The following is a 19,143-nucleotide window of genomic DNA, read 5'->3' as shown; positions in this document are numbered from 1 at the left end:
GTGCGAGAGGTTTGGTTACTCGCCTATAGTGATGTACATCTTCTTCTACTATCAGGCCAGGTATGCTCCTGCGTGCGAGTCTGGTGGTTGGAGTGGGTGGTTGAGCGACGGTTACGTGTACTACACGGGAGAGACGGCGACGTGTCGTCCGTTGACCTTTGATATTTCCACTTACATACCGCCGACAGCGGACAAGGCTCAGATTGCGTATGGTGTGGTGAACCTTTGCGATGAGGATCCGTGGGGTGATGGTGATTGTTCGTACACGTGCAACGTAACGCCGTATTTTGACAACGTGTCATTTGGTCTGTACGGTTCTGACGTTGCTCCGTACATCAGCATGAGAGAGCTGGATTATTTCCAGGATCAATTTGCTGAGGACGGAACGCTTAACCCGACGAGCACAGCCGACACGAGAATTCCGAACTATCTGAGCACGCTTCAGCCTCCGATCTTTGGGGACACGATGGTGTGCCGTGGTGGTGCGGATGACATGGAGGTTTGGCTTACCTTCCGTATGGCGGAGGTAAGCCCATGGCAGCCCACGACGCATGCGTTTTTCACTACGTGGTTCCCGACAGCGACTACAGGTGCATGGCAGTCTGCGAGGATGGACACGGGCAGGGCGACAGCCTCTGGTGGTGCGACGACACTCACGGTTGCAGAGACCTGGATGACGGCGTTCCACGAGGCTGATGCTATCAGGTCGACAAATGGGTTGGCGGAAGGTACGGAGATACTTCCGAACAACTTGTTTGTGCCTGGTGCGAGGGTTGAATATTTCCTCAAGGCTCGTTACACGGGATCGAGCTACTGGTTCTTGCTACCTGACACGACTGGTGGAGTTTCGGAGGAGTTTGAGATTCTGCCGATGATGAGGAGTGACGGTGAAGGTGGTCCGGAGTATCCGTGCTTGATAGTTGCTGATCATTTTGGTCAGAGAGGCAACGGGGACGAGAGGAACTCTACCAGGATCGGTCGGCATTTGGCAGCCAACGGTTACGAGTACGATATGTTCAACAAGCTGGGTCCTACGAGTGACTTGAGGAATGGTATTGCTCGTTGGGCAGCTAACACCGGCCAGATTGGTGGACCCGGGACCGACAAGTACAACTGGGGTCCTGGGGCTACACTCGTACAGTTCCAGGCCTACACGTACTGCATGTTGAACGCAGGCACGCAGCTCAACTACAGTATGTATCAGCAGGACGTTGACATGCTCAACAGCTGGCTGGTTACATACTCTAGCGTTGACTGGCCCAGGTTCTTCTGGATGAGCGGTGACTGTGTTGCGAGGAATCTGAACGGCAATCCCAGTTGGGGCAAGCCATTCCTCAACAACGTGCTTGGTGTTACGAACGTAGCCAAGAACTATGCGACGAACACTGGTGACTACACCTACTGCTTGCCTATCAGAGGCGTAGCGGGCGGTGCGTTGCCAGACACGACGCTGTTTGTGGCTCGTTCGAACGGGTGTTTGAGGACGTTCAACGTGATCGGAGTGTCCGGTTCTACACCCCAAGCGAAGGCTGAGAGGCAGTACGATTCGAGGCCGACGGTCAGATACGCGGTCGTCAGCAATGCTGTCAGCGTGGTTGGTGGTCCAGACTACCAGACGTTGACAGAGGGCTACGACAACTGCGTGATCAGGACCGACGCTACCCAGGGCTACCCGCTCTGCGGTAACGACAACGTCATGACTGGCTGGTATGCCAGCGTGTTGGGTTGGGCCAACTACACCCCCCATTGGCTTTGCCATGGATTTGACCCGTACTGGCCTTATCCCCCCAAGTGCACCGTGCAATGGGAGAATCTTGTGAACGACGATAAGGTGTTTGTCTGCCCAACGGTTTCTTCGGAGACGAGCAGCATTCATATGGTCCTCCGAGATGAGCTTGGCCGGCCTGTGCGTCTACTTCCCGTTGTCGCGACCTTCTACTCGAGTTGTGACATGAAGCTCTGTCGAGAGGTCTATGCTACAACCGACCGTTCGGGTGAGGCAACCCTAGTTATCCCTATCGGTTTGGACAGAAGGGGTCAAACTCAGTGCTGTTCCATCAGGACCAGGGTTACATGTCTCCAAATCCCACTCTTCGACGACACGAGGCTATGGTTGTCGCCCGACCTAAACGCCGATGGCACTGTAGACGCTCTTGACGCGGCTATTCTCTCTTCTGACATATCGACAAGCGCTTGCAGATCTGACTTCAACTGTGATGGTCTGGTTGATAGTTTGGATTCGGCCATCTTTGGGTGCCACGTGGGACACACCTGTACGGGAGTGGTCGGTATAGACAAGGGGCTCACGGGCGTACCGCTTGTAACCGCGATGGCGCAGAACTACCCCAATCCGTTCAATCCTGTGACCGAGATCAAGTTCTCGCTCGCGAAGCCTGGAAAAGTCGTGGTGCGGATATACGATATCGTGGGTCGCCCGGTTCGCACCCTCATCGATTCTTGGCGAGAGTCCGGCGTATACAGCGTGCTCTGGGATGGGCGGGGGGATGACGGCGTGGCACTGCCTTCCGGCGTCTATTTCTGCTCGATCAAAGCAGGCGAATTCGCGGCCACGCGGAAGATGGTGATGCTTAGGTAACTGGACCTACGAACCAGACACGAGCGAGGGGCTGGTTGAGTGCCGGCCCCTCTTACTGTCATTGGGCAAAGACCGTATATGGACGGAGAGAATGGTCACAACATTGGAGCTTGCCGGAGGCTCCGTACCACTCTATTTATCCTCAAGCGGTAACGGCGCCAGCCCACGTTCTGCCCTGTACTTCCGCACAATATCAACAAACGACATCTGTTTCTGCTCCGTGCTCACCGTCTGCGTCACCACAAAACCCTTGCGAGAGATGAAACCAGAAAGCTCTGCCAACCTCTCCAAGATCTCCACGGCCCTCTGAAGCAACAACGCTTGCGCGTACGGGTCGGGGATCTTCACCCCGTCCTTGTTCTGCCTCTGCGCGTCCTTGTACGCCATGATAGCAAGAGAGAAGAGCCCTTCAAGCTTCGTCACAATCTCACTCTTCCGCTCAACAGAGTTCAGGGCCTTTGCGTTCTCCTGCATGCAAAGCTGGTAGTCTCTCCAGGCACGCTCCCCCGTCATGGGCTCAAACCCATACGCACAGATCCGCTCCCCTATCTGCTCAAACGTGAGGTTACCGATGGTCCGAAGCTCTGCAACTCTCTTGCGCCGTTCCCCATAGTAGACCCGGCCTCTTATGGGGCGATGTCTTCGAACCGCCTTCACGTCTCCATCCCCGGGGGCAACCTGGTCAGGCAACTGCTTCTCTGATGCGCTCATAGCCCCCTCCTATCAGATTGCCCTCCCTGAGCAAGAGAGCCTTCTGCCCAGTGAATCGCTCCCATCTGACTACCGTCATGTCCACGTAGGTCGGGTCAAGCTCGACCGCGTAGCAGACCCTCGTTGTCACTTCAGCTGCAATTATGGCGGTCCCGAAACCCGCAAACAAATCAAGGCATGGCTCCAGTGAGAGCGCATTGTTTCTCATCGCTCTTGCGAAAAGCTCAACTGGTTTCTGCGTTGGATGCTTGTGGTCGGTCTCCCTTGTCACTTCCCAGACTGTGGACTGGTTCCTCATGCCCACGAACCTGTGTTTCTGTCCCCAGCCGTACAGGCAAGGCTCGTGTCGCCAGTGGTAGTCTGCTCTGCCAAACTGGAAGCTCTCCTTCACCCAAATGATTTCCTGGTGGACTTCGACGTCGATTGTTCTCAAGGCTTCTATGAAAATGTCCCTCGTGACGCTCGCGTGCCACACATACCAGGAGGCATCAGGGGTGGAGACTTGAGCAGCAGCCTGGAACGCCGCAGTCAAGAACTCCAAGAGCTTCTCTCCCTCGAGGTCATCGTTCAAAATCGGGCGATACACGATGCCACCGCCGTGTTTCGTGGGGCTTACACCCTCCTCCTGTGCTGGTTACCGTCGTAGGCGACGCCGTAGGGCGGGTCAGTGGCAACCAACACCGCCTTCGCTCCATCCATGAGCGTCTTCAGCGTCTCCCGGTTTGTGGAGTCGCCGCAGAGCAATCGGTGTCTCCCGAGCTGCCAGAGGTCGCCTAGTCTCGTGACGGTTCTCTCAGGCTCCTCGGGGATTGCGTCTGGGTCGACCAACCCGGCGTACCCTTCCGGCGGGAAGAGCTTCTGAAAGTCAGTCTCCAGAATATCGAGTCTAAGCGCCGCCGTGAGCTCTGGCAGTTCTATCTTGAGTTCCTGAAGAATCACTCCCAGGCCTTGAGTCCAATCGCCCTGTATGTGACGGCTGTTCAAGGCAACGTTCAAGGCCTTCTCGCGCTCGGGGTCAAGGTCCACAACGACAACCTTCGTGCTCTTGGCTCCATCCCGCTGCAAGACCCTGAGCCGTTGATGTCCTCCCACGACGTGCCCGGTCCTCTCGTTCCACACAATGGGCTCCACAAGACCGAACTCACCGATGCTGTGTGCGAGCCCGTCGAGAGCCTCGCCTGAAATCTCGCGCGGGTTGTACGGTGCAGGTTCAAGCTTCTCAATCTCAACTTCACGAATGTCCATGTCCATCCTATCTCCCATTCTTCCCCAGCAACGGCGCGGGCAGTCTCCGCTTCTCAATCCGCCACACTTCACGGCATCACCGCGAGATTCGGAACGCCCGCGCCTCGGTCGACTACAAATTGAATCACCCACTGGAACAAATCTCCCCGAACACTTTCTCTGCGAAGACATCAAACTCCGCTGCCCCGGGTCTCTGTACCACCGCCTTCTCAAGAACTCTGATAATATGGGCGGCTAGAACACCTTTCCTCCTTTTCCCACCAACCCATGGATACGAATTCACCCCCCCTGCCTCAAGCTCACCACAGAGCTGGACTATACGAACCTGATCACACGGAGCCATCTGGGTCTCTATCACTGGACTCGGTCTCTCTACCGATGGGGGGTCCTTGGGACTCCATATAGACCCTGCTCCTTTCTCTCCCTCTGGTTTTGACAAAGATGAAGAAGAGGAGGCGCGCGCAGCGAATGCTGCGCGCAATGTCTTTAATTCTGTCTTTAGTTCTGTATTTAGTTCTGTCTTTTGTGGTGGGTAACTTCTACCCTCACCCCCCGGGGTAACTCTTACCCTCCCCCTGTGGGTAGATTTAACCCTCCCTTCAGTTTCATCTCTCAGCACACGCTTCTTCCTACTCGCCTCACTTTTCTTGCGAAGTCGTCGCAGTCCTTCGTAGTCCCATACGTCTGTGTTCTTCTCAAGACTCCACTGTCGAGGGTACCCGGCAGGCTGGTATTCTCCACATCGCAAGACCCTGCCCTTCTTGAGACGGAGCATCATCCTCCGCACGTTTCTCTTCTCAAGCCCTGTCAATTCCGCCACTCGTGAATAGCTCAACCAATCTGCGGGCTTGTTCCATCCGCATGTCTGCCTGATGACGGCCAGCACAACGAGCAACTCACACCTCGTGAACCCAAAACTCATCGCCTTATCCAGAATGCCGTTCGGGACCCTGGTGAATTTCTCGGTAAGATCGTCGATGTTCTTGGAGACACTCGGCTCTGCAGTGAGCTTCTCCCCTGCTTGCCGGTCCTCTTCGAACCATTGATTTGTCAGAGCTTGTGCCTCGTCCTGAAATCGTCCCACTTCGAACAACCAACCCCCGGAACGCAAGTCTCGGGGTGTCTACGCACTACCTGAACAGTTCATTTCTTACGGTATGGAAAGAAGTGAAAAAGCTAAGGGTGTTTGAGTGGAACAGGCGGAAGATTCTTCTTCGGGTCAAAGCAACATCAGAGCGGCTGCACCCCAACGTGCTCAGCAGTCTGCTCTTGTGTCGGTTCGGGAAGGATTGTGATGCGGGTGTGGCCCTTCGCAACGCGTCTCACGCGCAGACGGACCGTATCCCACAACACCGCGCTCTGTGATACCAGCCCGCGGAGCCATCTTTTTCATCTCGAGAGTGCATCCCGACTGATTTCCAGTGACATGGAAATTTGTCTTGACTAATCTCCATCTTGATAGAAAATAGTCGTATGAAGAGGTCGTTTGAAAACCTTCTTGATCTTGAGCATTTTCCCCATCGGAAGATAGCCTTCGTGGTGGGACCGCGCCAAGCAGGAAAGACGACTCTCGCCAGAGCCTTACTCAAAAAGCGAAAGTCCAAGGATCTCTATCGAAGCTGGGATGACTTGCAGTGGCGCCGCGAGTTCGTGAGTGCACCCTATACATTCCTTGATGCTTACCGACCAAAAGGTTCGTCCGAGAGGCCTCTCGTCGTTCTCGATGAGATCCACAAGTACCCGCGATGGAAAACCTACGTCAAGGGGCTTTGGGATACCCGCGGGGACCGAGTGGACTTGCTGGTCACAGGTAGTGCAAGGCTTGATGTCTATCAGCGAGGCGGTGACAGCCTGCTCGGACGCTATCATCAATACCGGCTGCATCCACTATCCTTGAGGGAGGTCATTGATCCCGAAGGCTGCTCGATCGAAGAGTATCCTGAGAAGACCATGTCATCTCTCCTCAAGTTGGCAGAGCCCGCGCCATCGGAAGCACGGAGGGCGCTCCGGGCCTTGCTTCGCTGGGGTGGCTTTCCGGAACCATTCCTTGAAAGGAATGAGCGACATCATCGCCAATGGCTGCGGGAACGCCGTGCCTTGATAGTGAAGGAAGACCTGCGCGACCTGACGCGCATCCGGATGCTCTCTCACGTGGAGGAGTTGATCGAACTCCTTGTATTGCGTGCGGCGGGGGTGTTGTCTTACAACGCGCTTCGCGAGGATTTGCAGGTTGCAACGGAATCGGTCCGCCAGTGGACGGACCACCTCCAGCGGCTCTACTTCTTATATCTGGTTCGACCGTTTGCAGGCCGCATGGCGCGCTCCCTTCGTAAGGAACCAAAGCTCTATCTTTGGGACTGGTCCGAAGTGGGGAGCGAGGGAGCTCGCTTTGAGAACCTTGTGGCGAGCCACCTTCTCAAGTGGTGCCACTTTACGCAGGACTGGGGACTTCCGCCGTTAGAACTCTACTACCTCAGAGATAAAGAGAAGCGCGAGGTGGACTTCTTGCTTACATTGGAACGGAAGCCCTGGGTTTTGATCGAGGCGAAGCTCTCTGAGACGTCTCCAGCCCCAGCCATGGAATACTTCGCTGAACGCCTCAAAGTCCGTCGCCGGTTCCAGGTCGTCCTGCATTGCGAGCGACCCGGGATGGCCGGCGACGTTCATGTGATCGATGCCGCGAACTTCTTGCTCGGGCTGCCGGTCTGACGCGTTCCGGGACTCGCCGGACTAGGAGCAGAGAATATCCGGCTGTTAACCGGAGGGTTGTAGATTCAAATCCTACCTGATGACGGCCGTATGTGCGGCTATCAGAGCATCACAGCAGGCCAACAGCAGGTCACCCTCTTCCGGCTTCCGCAGAGCCTCCCCTCTTTGCTCACAAAGCTGCTCGACGCCCGACACGATGAAGTAGTCAAACCACCTTTGATAGTCGGCCAGGAACAAGAGGACGAGTGGCGCTTTGGCGATGAAGGGTTGATGGTCACACGTCTGAGCGAGCGTGTCCTTGGCGCTTTGATCTGTGACGTTGACGATCGAGTAGAGCATCATGTTCCCGGCCGTGGGAGCCCGCATTGCCGCGCGCAGAATCGCAGCCCTTGCCTCCTCGGGGACCGGCCTGTCTTCGTACGCACGAACTGACTTGCGGTTGAGGAGCACCTCCATGACTTGGTTCATCCCTGCTGACTCCTTCTCCAGGTGGCCGCACACCGACGAACATCCATCGCAATGGCCTGCCGAATTACGGCTTATTCCGTTTCCACATAAGTGCCCTTAGAGTGCGGTCGTTTCCGCCCAACACTTTCTGCCTAATCAGCCACAGAGAGCGTAGCTGTGAGTCGCTTGCCTGCCAACCTCTGAATCCGCACAGAACAAGAAAGAGCAAGGCCGTCTATCATAGACGGTGCTCACCTACCATACGCCTCCTTGTTATCCCGAGTCGTCGATCCAAACCATCGTTTCAGCCAGTCGCCAGCTGCCGAAGAACCCAAGCGCACCTCCAGTAAGGTTATTGTTTTTGAATGCCAGAATGTCGCAGTTATACGCTACGCCATTCTCGAAGGAAAAGATCTTAATGGAATAGTACCCCGATCCGTCAAACGCCTCACCAGGGATCGTGTAGACTGTGTCCTCAACAATCGGGGAAGCATGGGTACGTCTCACAAATTCGGGATGCCACTCTTCTATCATCAGGACGTAGCTGTAGTCGGTCCCACTACGTGTCCACGTTGCAACCAAGGGCTCACCCTGCAGGTGGTGGGAGTCCAGCTGTGGTTCAAGGCAACTAAAGCTGTCACACAACACGGCCGTGCCAGTGATGGAATTCTTTCCGAGCTTCACCGTGAGTTCGTAGGTGACGCCCGACTCAATGGGCATAGACGTCCGAGTGATAAGGTATGTTCCCTCTGTCGGCAATTCAATAAGGCGGTGGCCGTTGACTGAAACATCTGCATCAGAAATTGGCCGACCAAGATGGGAGAGACAGATCTGAATACCACCCCCACCGTGTCTGTAAACATTCCCCAAAACCACGACCTGTGTGGGAGAGATACCGGTATCGCAACTGCAGCCGAAAAGCTCGACACAAAATGCCAATATCAAGAACACTCTTAGAATCTTCAAGACAATAACCTCACAAGGTTGGCGGAGAAGACGAACACCCTCCCAGCTAAGGCTTGCGTCCCTTCTAAAGAGCGCTCGTTGCCAACGCGCCTCGGACTATCCTCATCAGGACTCTTGACGACAATCCTGCGGTCCTAGGTCGGCATGATAACACGCTCTGCTAATCAACCGCAGCAAGGATAGTCACGAATAGCTCGCCTGTCAATGCGCACAAAACACGAAGGAGCAAGGCCGCCTATCGCAGACGGTCCTTACTCAGCTTGCTACTCCTTCCCTGCCATCACAGCTCTCAGCCTGTTCCCGAGCGTGCCTCCCTTGTTACCAACGCGTTCTCGTGGCCCTACGTGCTTCTCGGTGTAGGTGTAGGCTGCCTTGTTCACGCTCGCCTTGAGCGCGGCAAGCGAGATCAGCTCCTCGCTCTCAGGCTTCCCCTTCACCATCACGCGGATGCCCTTGCCCGCCTTCTCGACGATGAAGCTCACCTTCGGGCTCACGTTGGTTGAGCGCCCACCTTCAAACTCGCACTCAACTCCGGCCTTCCGACAGGCTTTGCGGTACGGCGCCAGCGCCTCGTGGTAGGCTTGCTTAACCTCGGCCATGAGGGCTTCGACCTTCTGAACCATCGCCTTCGCTTCAGCCTCGACTGCGTCTAGCTTGACCTTGGCACGATTGTAGCGGTCACTTTGATAATGGAATATCCGACTGTGGCTTCAGTCGCTGAGGGTCCGACTCGGTAGCCACGAATTTTCTCGCTGTGGTCATTCTGGTTCTGATTGTCGAAGCACTGTTCGTGACAATAGCTCGGTTGCGCAGGCCGTCAGCGCGAATATTGCCAGAATGCTAAGGTAGATTTGCACGGCGGTCAGATCTCCGAAATCCCACCAGTTGTCGCGCGTGAGATTTACTGCCGTCGTATTCAGTACGGCATGGAAGAATATCGCTATGAACAAACTGCCATTGCTCCATCGCCACAGGTGACCCATGATAAATGCGAGAAGAATCGTGGATATCGGATATAGCACGACGAATTGCGACCAGTCCAATCCGTTGCGGAAATCTGCAAACCTGAATGCTGGAAGATGCCAGAAAGCCCAAACGAGGCCGACTATGATTGCTGTGGTAACTGAGTTTACGCGGCCTTGCAAATGAGATTGAAGAAAACCACGCCAACCCATCTCTTCGCCCAGCGGACCAAATCCGAAAATGACTCCACCCAAGAGTGCATTCAATGGTACTAGTGCGACCATGGTAGTAGCGATTTTCCATAGAGCGATTTTGGCTGAAATACCCAGAACAAGATAGAATACCAGCCCGATAACTGGCATCAGAAAGAGGGTAACGACATAAACTCGCCAATTTACCCTTACGAGAATTAGGCGCTTTAGCAGGCTGACAATAGACGAGCGCCCGGCAGTAAAGCCAGCCATCACCAGCGCAGCTACGGTTGGGCCGAAACTGCCTGCCAAGAGAAATCCCGCGAATCTTTCGTCTTCAATACTGGTCAGTCCATCAATTGATAGTATGCCTGTCAGCCAAATCGCCCACGAAATGGCATAGGCGATAACCACAAAAGCCACGATGGACCCAATTTCACGATGTTTCGTAAAGAACCTCCTTATATGTTGGCAAACCACTTGTCTGAGCCGCCCAACCACGGCTCTTGCCGTTTCCGCATAAGTGCCTTTAGAACGTCTTCTTTTCCAGATTGCACTCTCTACTTAATCAGCCACACTGAGAATAGCCGTGAATGACCTGCATGCCAATCCCTGGGTGCGCACAGAATAAGAAAGAGCAAGGCTGTCCATCAGAACGGCCCTCACTCAGCGTACTACCTCTTCTCCGCCATCACAGCTCTCAGCCTGTTCTCAAGCGTCCCGTCCCTCTTGGCGAGTCGCTCTCGTGGCCCCACGTGCTTGTCGGTGTAGGCGTAGGCCGACCGGCTGTGCACCAGCCGCAGTCGTCAGCTGTATCCGCGCGTTAGATTGCACGACATTTAAAACGTGATCTGGGCACCGACCCCCATTCCACACCGTCGATCCCTTTCCACGGTCAGGTATGGGAAAAGGTGAACTCCAGATATTCCCACCGCCCCTTCGCGAGTTGGTGGAGACCGGCGGACATTCATTGCTCCAAGTACAAGTGACGCCGTGCCCGCCGTCCCGAACACTATTGCAAAACTGTCCCGAAGTTCTTTATCGTTGGTCATGGCGTAGTTTGCTGCCACAAGACCCAATGATATAACGCCCGCGGCGACGCCAAAATAACCATTCAATCGATTGGGTCTACCCGCTGTCAGCGCAAGACCATTAGCTATGGAAGCTCCAACGTCAACGAACAGCAGGCCGGCCACGACATAGTTCACAGTAGCATAACTCGCCCCATCCGCTCTCGCGTCCGGACACACTAAGGCAAGGCAAAGGACCAATATCAGTGGTATCAAGATGATGTTGGACATTTTCCTTTAAACCCCGCCATGCCTCGGCAATCTAACTAAGACTTATGCCGTTCCTCCCAACACTCTGCGCTTAATCTGACAGAGCGAGGATAGCTGCGAGATGCTTGCCTGTCAACCTTGATTGCGCACAGAACAGGAAAGAGCAAGGCCGTCTACCACAGACGGTCCTTACTCAGCGCGCTACTTCTTTCCCGCCATCACAGCCCTCAGCCTATTCCCGAGCGTCCCTCCCTTGTTTCCCACGCGATCACGCGGCCCCACGTGCTTCTCGATGAACTCGTGAGCCCAACGCTCTGCGTGAGGAGCGCAGTTTGTTCACGTCCGCTCCACGCAGTTGTTGGCCGCAAACATTTATTCACTTGGGGTATGTGTACTTCTGGCCGGTTTTGAGATCGATTGTTGTGCCTGTGCCTTGGACATACAGATAGCCAGTCTTCGTAAGTTTGAAAATGAGCGGATTTGCCTTGTCCGACTGGAATTCGTAGTCAAACATCGTGAGCCTGCCAATGATTGTGTGGATAGCTCCGTCCTTCTTCCCGTCCCATATACCGTCCACTGGGCTGAGACATTTGGAGACCAAGAACTTCCCAACACACCGGAAGCCGCCGCCTTCACCAGCGGACGATGGTACCTTTGTGTAGAACATGCCGTCGGCTACGATTCTCTCTTTCTCATCCTCGCTGTAAGGACACGGCTTTGGTGGTTCGTAGTTCTTGGGCCAATTGATAAGATTCTGTATCTCGGAGGAAAACTTGCTGGGCAGTTCGGAAACCCGGATTGACGTCAATGAGCATTTTGGTGAATTCTGCTGGTCGTACAGGTCTCCCGGCTCAGCGATAATTCTTCCCAAAACCTTGCCATCCATCAGCTTGTTTTCGGATTGTGCTTGTTCACCTGCGGGTTTCGAAAAAACCTTAAGTATCTCTTGAAACCTCTTGTGCATTTTTTGCGAAGCGGCCAAGTTTCCGTCCCCCACTTTGATGCCAACGGTGACAAGATTGTCTGCCTTACTAACCAGTCTGAGCTGAACAAGGCCTCCTTTCTGTCCCATCTGAAATTCGCCTTTGTCATCACCGACGCCGTACAGTCGGATATAGCCATTGGGTATTTTAGTGATTTGAATACTCAACCATCGCTTTGAGAATTCAAACTCTACCTTATCAGCGAGCGAGAAACTGGCTGTGTAGTCCTTTTCCAAGAAGCCATCCTTCAACTCCGCCTCGTTCTTCTGGGCTTCTGCAAAGGAGATGGAAACTAGCAAGATGACCAGCGCGCCGACCGTCGCTATCATTGTTCTCGTAACGTGACCTCCTGTCATATGTTTGGGGGCGATTTCTATCTGGCTGAGCTCTCTTGCCGCACCCGTTGCGAAGCGAGCCTAACTACATCTTATGCCCTTTCCAGACAAGCACCTTTCGAGCGCATTCCCTTCCGCACAATAGCATTCTCTGCTTAGTCAGTCCAGTATGGCTAGTCCAGTTTCTTGAGAACAGCGCCACTCTTGTTGGGCAGAGTCACGCTCGTAACAGTATCGCCGACTGAGTTCAGATAGGACGCATCCAAACTGACAGTTATTGGTTCTCCAACATCATTCGGATTGGCCAGCACTACTCCTTGAGTTAAATTGCGTCTATATGTACCGTCTGACTCCAGACGATCGCCCAGCGGTTCTCCAATCGTCATCTCCCATAAATCAGACCAAAACAACGTACCATAACAGCCTTCAGCATTGGAATGCCAGTAAAAGTAGGCATGAGAACTTGCATTATATCCGACCAAGAAAGAGGCGTAGCAATATTCAACCATCGAAGACAGTGTTTCCTCTTTAGAGCCGCTGCCGATTAGAAGATATTTTCCATTGAAATCAGTGTCGGCAATTGCATTTACTTCTGAAAGCCATTCTGCTTTTGACTCTTGCCTACTGTTTGGCCAGCCCCCAAAGTGAACAAAGCCTTCATTCATGTTTCCGTCTGCTACAGCAGTAAACGACTTGCAGAGATTTGAATTTGAAACCATTATCTTGTTTGAACCAATTGCAGATCTTATGGCCAAAAGTATTTCTACGGCCTTTGCCTCGTATTCAGAAGCAGAATAGGTAGGATGAGCCGAGCCCAGAGTTCCAATATACTCAGATGGATCTGGTGGCCCATCAACAAATACTCCATCAATTGTTGGATTATCTTCAACTACTTCCTTGTATTTTGATACGACAAAATTCTTCCAGCCTCTTGAACCGATATCCATCCAGAACAGATTAGGATAATTTGGGGCGAGCGAAATTCTGTTCTCGGGAGAGGAAGTTGAGGAAGAATGCATGAACCAATCTTCATGCTTATCTATTTCAGACCACTCATCCAAGTAACTTTCATTGTTTGAGGTACTGCCGGCAACTCCTGTCTTAATCACAATGCTTCCAGAATTTATTCCTGAAGCATCTTCCAGGCGCGGGGCAATAATGAAGTCGAATTTCTGGTTCAGTTCGATTTTGTTCTGTTGATCCAGGACAAAGTACGCCGGAATGAAGAATCCCCGTGAATATCTGACATTCTCGGGAGCCGTCGCAAGATCTCTAATCGGGCTAGTTGTCTTGTCACTGCCACACCCAACCAGTACGAAAGGTGCTAGAAGCAGGGCAAGAATTGTGAGCGTGGACCGCTTCGTGAGCATGACGACTCTCATTTTCCAACCTGTCGTTTTCCACCTTGTGAGAAGCACAAACTGTGCCATCGGTCGTGAATGGCAGGTTTGCCGTCGCCGGAGAACGCACCTTGGCGCGCATAATTCCTCGATTTTCTCCATGATTGTGTGAAGTATTCCGGTCAAATTGTCGATAAGAAAGATGCAACCAATGATTGGCCCACAATAGTGTATCTGCCCCAACATCATTCAGCTTTAACTCAATTTCAACAGCCGAGACCAGGGAAGGTACAGGAAATGAAATGCGCGGCGCCGGTGAAAGGCACAGCCGGAACTACCAAGGGAGAGCTTGGTTATAGGGTGCCGGTCACGAGCAACGATGCAATGGCGAGGACGCCTATTTGATCAGACTGTATGGTCTGGAGGGCCGTATGATACGCCGTATCACGAGATGGAAACGAACATGGGTGGTACTAGTCGCAGTCGGTCTTGGCGCGCTCAACTGGATTGCAGATTGCATCCTACATGCTCAAGTATATCATGAAGGCAATCTCACCCAGCAGCTGTTCACTCAAGAGCCGATGGAAATCTTGTTGCGTTCGTCAGGGATCGCCTTGCTTGTGGGATTAGGCATCGGTCTGCAATTCGCTATTTCGAAGCGCAAGCGGCTGGATGGCTTGTTGCGGGCGAAGGAAGAAGAATTCAGAGTTATTTTTGATGAAGCAGCGGATGGAATATTGCTAGCCGACATGGAAAGCAAGAAATTCCACCTGGGTAATAAGGCCATGTGCCGCATGCTTGGCTACAGCTCGGAGGAAATCAAGAGCATAGGGGTCATGGATATACATCCCGAAAAAGATCTTCCTTATGTTGTCGATCAATTTGAAAGGCTGGTAAAGAGAGAATTCACATTGTCTCGGGACTTGCCCATGAAGAGAAAAGACGGCAGCGTTCTTTATGTTGATGTTAGCGCAACAACCATCAAGATTGCTGAGAAGACATATCTAGCGGGCTTTTTTCGTGACACCACCGAGCGCAAGCACGCGTACGAGATGGTCGAGAAGTCGCAACGGGAGCTGGCCCTAAGAAATCGGATTGTCAACGTGTTTCTTACCGTGCCTGACGAGCAAATGTACGGAGAAGTGCTGGACATCCTGTTGGAAGCCATGCAAAGCGAATACGGGACCTTCGGCTACTTAGAAGACGGAACACTTGTTGTCCCATCTTTGACCCGAGGCGTTTGGGATAAATGCAATGTTCGCGACAAACGTGTTGTATTTCCCCGAGAAAGCTGGGGAAACAGCACCTGGGCACAAGCAATAGCGAAGAAGAAAACTGTCTTTTCAAACCAGCCATCCGTCACAACTCCAGAAGGTCACATCAAGATCACGAGGCACATCGCTCTGCCAATCGTTCATCATGGAGAAGTCATCGGGCTCATAAAGGTTGCAAATAAGAAGACTGAATATAGCGATAGCGACGTCCAGTTGCTGGAGACGCTTGGGAAGACCATTGCCCCGGTCCTCGATGCCAGACTGCACAGAGACAAGAAGGAGCTGGAGCGCAATAAAGTCGGGCAAGCTCTCAGCCGCTCAAATGCGGCGCTGGAAAGCGCAAATCAGAAACTCATGAGGCTGGACGGGATGAAATCGGACTTTGTGTCCAATGTGTCACACGAGCTCAGGACTCCGCTGACCGCCGTCAAGGCGTACGCCGAAACTCTCCTTGAGTACGATTCCCTCTCAGAGGAACAGCGAGAGTCGTTCTTGAGAATAATACTGGAACAGAGCGATAGACTGGCAACTCTGGTTGATGATTTGCTGGATCTCTCGAAGATTGAAGCGGGCAAGCTAGAAATGAAGCTGACGCCTGTCAACGTGAATAGGGCAATAGCTACTGCAATCCAGAGTGTAGGGCCGGGGGCACAGAAGGGAGACATCGAAATTAGCGTCAGTCCGTCGCAAGAAGATGGCTACGTACTTGCAGACGAAAACAGATTCGTTCAGGTTCTCGTTAATCTGCTCAACAACTCCGTCAAGTTCACCGAGCAAGGGGGCCGAATAGATGTGATCTCAGTCCCTGTGGCGGACAGTGCCGGAGGCAGCGTGCAGAGCGAAGTGAAACCAACCTACCTGCGCATCACCATATCGGATAATGGCATTGGAATCGCAACCGAGGAACTGGACAGGGTGTTCGACAAGTTCAAGCAGGTGACTGAGAAGACTACAGGCAAGCCGATGGGTACAGGACTGGGGCTTACAATTTGCAGGAGCCTGGTGGAGGCAATGGGCGGCCGCATCTGGGCCGAGAACAACGGTGGAAAAGGCAGCCGCTTCCACTTTACTCTTCCTCTTGCAGACGGGCCTGAGCCGGAACGTAATGGGATGAAAACGCATAACGGGCAGGCCGTGGGCGAACTCAGCGTAGCTTCACATACGTAGTATCACATACTGTGTCTGCGAGCGGTGCCGCGCACTACACTCAGCAGGCATGCGATTGTCTACTCCACAGCCTCGCAATCGGCCACACCGTCAGGGTCCACTCCGATGCAGACGTACGCGCCAACCCGAGCTTCGTCTCAACTCGATTCGAGACGGTCCCTCTCACTCGCCTCGTACATAGCGACGCGGTCGCGCCCGGCCTGCTTCGCGGCATACAAGGCGTTGTCGGCCGCGCGCAGTAGTTCACGCACGGTGGCGCCGGGTTCATACGCCGCGACGCCGGCCGACATGGTCAACGCGCTGAGCCGTTGCTCGCCGTACCGAAGCTCCATTTGCTTGACCAGCACCCGGAACTGTTCGACGCGCTGCCAGGTGTCCGCCAGCGAAGAATCGGGCAGAACAATCACAAACTCCTCGCCACCATACCGGCACGCGAGATCGCTCTTGCGTACCTTCGCAAGCAGCATCTGCCCAAACTCGTGCAACACAAAATCGCCGGACTCGTGCCCAAAAGTGTCGTTGAGCTGTTTAAAGTGATCGAGGTCTAGCATCGCGACGCACAGTGGGGCATTTCCACGGTGCGCACGATGCAGCTCTCGCCCAAGACTCTCTTCCAGATAGCGCCGGGTGAAGAGCCCCGTCAGCGGATCATGGATAACCTGCTCGCGCAGTCTCTCCCGCAATCGCACGTTGGACAAGGACAGCTTGGCCGCTTCACCCACCGCCACGGCCAGTTGTTGCTGGCTGACCTGCTTTTCACCGGGACGCACGGTGCCGTTGGTGAAACACAACAATCCCTGCGTTTCGCCCTGCACCGTCAAGGGTACGCACACGTAGTTTGTCTTCGGCGGACGGATGAAATGATTGCAGACCATGCCGGTCTGCGGATCGAGAACCTCATGTGGTCGACCACTCCGCATCGCCCAACAGTCTTCCAATGAGAAAGTGAGCTGCATCGGCGCTTCAACGCCCCAGTTCGCCACCGTCTCAAGACACTGATCCTCGGCATGGAAGGTCGCCAGACAGCCGTTGTACCCCGGGAAAAGATCACCCATGATCAGGCCAATCACTTTATAGGCCTCATCCTGTGAGGTGCAGCTCTGAAGCATATCATTCATGCGACCGATCAGTTGCATGTGACGGTCACGTCCCTTCAATTCCGTCACTAATGCCGACAATTCCTCATTGGCATCCAGCATGGCAGCCTCGGCGCGCTTGCGTTCTGTGATCTCGCGAATGTTGCATTGAATCACCCGCGTGCCGTTCGCCGAGTAGACGTTGCTTACAAACTCGACTTGCCTTTGCTCTCCTGCTCTGGTTTGCAGCGGTAGATTTTCGTAGCGGATATACTCCTTGCGCTGCAGTTCCTGGAACGCTCTCTGGCTGGCGGAGATATCTCTGAAGGAGCCGATTTCCCAGAGTGTCTTGCCCATCAACTCGACGCGAGGAAACCCCAGCATGTCTTCCAGGAATGGATTGACGTCGATTATCACTCCTGTTCTCGCATCCAGAAGGAGTATGCCGTCTTTGGCTGTCTCGAATACTCGACGGTAACGAGCTTCGGATGCCCTTAACGCGTCTTCTGTCCGCTCGCGCTTCGTCGTATCCTCCTGCGGCAACGTTTCAGTGTCGGAAGGGTGGTTGGCGCGGCTTTCGGAACGGCCAGGCGCCTTTAATGGAGTATTCTCTGTTCTGCTTTGAGATTCTCTTTTGTGTGACATGGCTCTACTCCCCAGGTTCGGGGGTGCCCCTAAGCCTGTTACTGATCAGGGCGCATATCACATCACGACGGGAGCATTTGCTGCTCCGACGACTAAGTAACCGTTTCGTGCTTGTGAAAACCGGTTCGTCGCGCCCTACCCCGGATTGCTCTTTGAGTGTCTGTTCCATGGCAAGGTTCGGAACCTCCTGACGGTAGCACGTTGACTGAGCGTTTACTTTTTCGTCGCCTCGACATCAGCCTCGAGCTCGCTGAAGGGGGCTACCATCCCATTCAAAGCTCTCGAGGAATTCTGCACCTGACGGGGCTCAAGCATGGGGCCGGTCAGGATGAAAGTGCCGACGCTCCTATCCATGCCCTTGTCTCTCCGGCAGTAACTGCCTGTAATGTCCAGGTGCTAGCCCCGTGTGTTTCAGAAAAGCTCTGAAAAAACTCGATCTGCAATTGAAACCGGCCTCACTGAATACTTGCTTCACCAAGAGCCGGTCCCCTTGCAGTAACTCTCTTGCCCTTTCAACTCTGCAAAGGTTGATGAAATCCCACAAAGTGCGACCCGTGTACTTAGTGAATTCTCGTGACAGATGTTCTCGACTAACTCCAAGATGCCTGTTCACGTCGGTAGAATGCTTGATGTTAACAAGATTTTTCTCAATGTACTCGATTGCGCCGGCGACCATCCCACTTCTTGCATCATTGACGGGAACGCCCTGTCCTTCGCGGGCAGGACCCAGCACCCGGCGAAGAGCCTCGGCCAGCTTCAAGATTTCTCTTGGTTTTCTGAAGAATCCTTGAACTTTGAGTCTGCTGAGCGGGTCGGGAACAAAAATTCGGTCGGGTGAAGCGAAGACAAAAACGAACAAGTGCAACTGTTCAGACTCGAGGGCGTCAGCCAACCTCATCCTCTCAAGATTGGAACACTGAGCGCCCAACACTAGTCCATCAGATCGCACCTTTGGGTCCAGGGTGGAGAGGAAATCGCCGATCGATTCTTTAACAGTCAAATAGTAATCTCGTCCCAGGAGCCTACCCAGCGCTGTAACCGTGGCAGCCTCCTGACCCACGAGACAAACGCGCTTGAGCCCTACAACTGAAGCCCCTGGGCTCGTTCCCATAGTGTTCCTCCCGGACTATGCGTATGCAGTTTGCTTGCACTCAATTCGTGCGAAGCCAATGGGAACGCTCAGAATGATTTTTCTCTCCGTTTTCAGGTCATGTC

16 protein-coding genes and 1 pseudogene are annotated in these 19,143 nt (G+C 53.7%); 3 read left to right on the top strand and 14 right to left on the bottom strand.

The genetic code is table 11. The features are described 5' to 3' along the window. Nucleotides 1-2,596: T9SS type A sorting domain-containing protein (locus NTX17_05700; protein ID MCX5800865.1), on the top strand; the 2,596-nt coding region annotated here is incomplete at its 5' end. A gap of 132 nt (nt 2,597-2,728) precedes the next feature. Here the strand turns inward: NTX17_05700 and NTX17_05695 are convergent. The 4 genes from NTX17_05695 to NTX17_05680 all read right to left on the bottom strand — a co-directional run bounded on the left by NTX17_05695 (nt 2,729) and on the right by NTX17_05680 (nt 5,636). Next, nucleotides 2,729-3,307 (bottom strand): hypothetical protein, encoded by a 579-nt coding sequence (locus NTX17_05695; protein MCX5800864.1) that lies wholly within the window; start codon nt 3,305-3,307, stop codon nt 2,729-2,731. After that, nucleotides 3,279-3,893, bottom strand: coding sequence for a DNA methyltransferase (locus NTX17_05690; GenBank protein MCX5800863.1), 615 nt, complete (start codon nt 3,891-3,893; stop codon nt 3,279-3,281). Before NTX17_05690 ends, NTX17_05695 begins: the two co-directional genes overlap by 29 nt. A gap of 26 nt (nt 3,894-3,919) precedes the next feature. Further along, nucleotides 3,920-4,558, bottom strand: coding sequence for a ParB N-terminal domain-containing protein (locus tag NTX17_05685; protein MCX5800862.1), 639 nt, complete (start codon nt 4,556-4,558; stop codon nt 3,920-3,922). Nucleotides 4,559-4,676: 118 nt separating this feature from the next. After that, nucleotides 4,677-5,636 (bottom strand): replication protein, encoded by a 960-nt coding sequence (locus NTX17_05680; protein ID MCX5800861.1) that lies wholly within the window; start codon nt 5,634-5,636, stop codon nt 4,677-4,679. Between the two features lie 389 nt (nt 5,637-6,025). On the opposite strand from NTX17_05680, the gene NTX17_05675 reads away from it, so the two are divergent. Then, on the top strand, nt 6,026-7,261 hold the full coding sequence (locus tag NTX17_05675) for an ATP-binding protein (GenBank protein ID MCX5800860.1): 1,236 nt from the start codon (nt 6,026-6,028) through the stop codon (nt 7,259-7,261). A gap of 81 nt (nt 7,262-7,342) precedes the next feature. On the opposite strand, the pseudogene NTX17_05670 reads toward NTX17_05675, so the two are convergent. The 7 genes and pseudogenes from NTX17_05670 to NTX17_05640 form a co-directional block, all read right to left on the bottom strand. Further along, a pseudogene (locus tag NTX17_05670) lies at nt 7,343-7,729 on the bottom strand (nitroreductase family protein). Nucleotides 7,730-7,981: 252 nt separating this feature from the next. Then, on the bottom strand, nt 7,982-8,674 hold the full coding sequence (locus NTX17_05665) for a hypothetical protein (protein MCX5800859.1): 693 nt from the start codon (nt 8,672-8,674) through the stop codon (nt 7,982-7,984). 263 nt (nt 8,675-8,937) lie between these two features. Then, nucleotides 8,938-9,297 carry a hypothetical protein gene (locus tag NTX17_05660; GenBank protein ID MCX5800858.1) on the bottom strand — a complete coding sequence of 120 codons (360 nt, stop codon included), beginning with the start codon at nt 9,295-9,297 and terminating at the stop codon, nt 8,938-8,940. Between the two features lie 135 nt (nt 9,298-9,432). After that, on the bottom strand, nt 9,433-10,251 hold the full coding sequence (locus NTX17_05655) for a CPBP family intramembrane metalloprotease (protein MCX5800857.1): 819 nt from the start codon (nt 10,249-10,251) through the stop codon (nt 9,433-9,435). Between the two features lie 416 nt (nt 10,252-10,667). Then, on the bottom strand, nt 10,668-11,129 hold the full coding sequence (locus tag NTX17_05650) for a hypothetical protein (protein ID MCX5800856.1): 462 nt from the start codon (nt 11,127-11,129) through the stop codon (nt 10,668-10,670). A gap of 355 nt (nt 11,130-11,484) precedes the next feature. Continuing rightward, the gene (locus NTX17_05645) at nt 11,485-12,420 is read right to left on the bottom strand and encodes a hypothetical protein (GenBank protein ID MCX5800855.1); all 936 of its coding nucleotides are present in this window, start codon (nt 12,418-12,420) and stop codon (nt 11,485-11,487) included. Between the two features lie 179 nt (nt 12,421-12,599). Then, a complete protein-coding gene (locus NTX17_05640) occupies nt 12,600-13,808 on the bottom strand; it encodes a putative glycoside hydrolase (GenBank protein MCX5800854.1) in 1,209 nt (402 codons plus the stop codon). Between the two features lie 389 nt (nt 13,809-14,197). Between NTX17_05640 and NTX17_05635 the strand changes: the two genes are divergently transcribed. After that, the gene (locus tag NTX17_05635; GenBank protein ID MCX5800853.1) at nt 14,198-16,207 is read left to right on the top strand and encodes an ATP-binding protein; all 2,010 of its coding nucleotides are present in this window, start codon (nt 14,198-14,200) and stop codon (nt 16,205-16,207) included. Between the two features lie 137 nt (nt 16,208-16,344). On the opposite strand, the gene NTX17_05630 is transcribed toward NTX17_05635, so the two are convergent. The 3 genes from NTX17_05630 to NTX17_05620 all read right to left on the bottom strand — a co-directional run bounded on the left by NTX17_05630 (nt 16,345) and on the right by NTX17_05620 (nt 19,039). After that, nucleotides 16,345-17,928 carry a diguanylate cyclase gene (locus NTX17_05630; GenBank protein MCX5800852.1) on the bottom strand — a complete coding sequence of 528 codons (1,584 nt, stop codon included), beginning with the start codon at nt 17,926-17,928 and terminating at the stop codon, nt 16,345-16,347. 213 nt (nt 17,929-18,141) lie between these two features. Then, a complete protein-coding gene (locus tag NTX17_05625) occupies nt 18,142-18,282 on the bottom strand; it encodes a hypothetical protein (protein MCX5800851.1) in 141 nt (46 codons plus the stop codon). Further along, nucleotides 18,275-19,039 carry an AraC family transcriptional regulator gene (locus tag NTX17_05620; protein MCX5800850.1) on the bottom strand — a complete coding sequence of 255 codons (765 nt, stop codon included), beginning with the start codon at nt 19,037-19,039 and terminating at the stop codon, nt 18,275-18,277. Before NTX17_05620 ends, NTX17_05625 begins: the two co-directional genes overlap by 8 nt. Between the last annotated feature and the right edge of the window lie 104 nt (nt 19,040-19,143).

The sequence above is a fragment of the Candidatus Eisenbacteria bacterium genome (genome assembly GCA_026388185.1).
In the GTDB taxonomy this organism is placed as follows: Bacteria; Eisenbacteria; RBG-16-71-46; order JAFGJU01; family JAFGJU01; genus JAPLKG01.
This window is presented reverse-complemented; position numbering and strand designations above follow the sequence as displayed.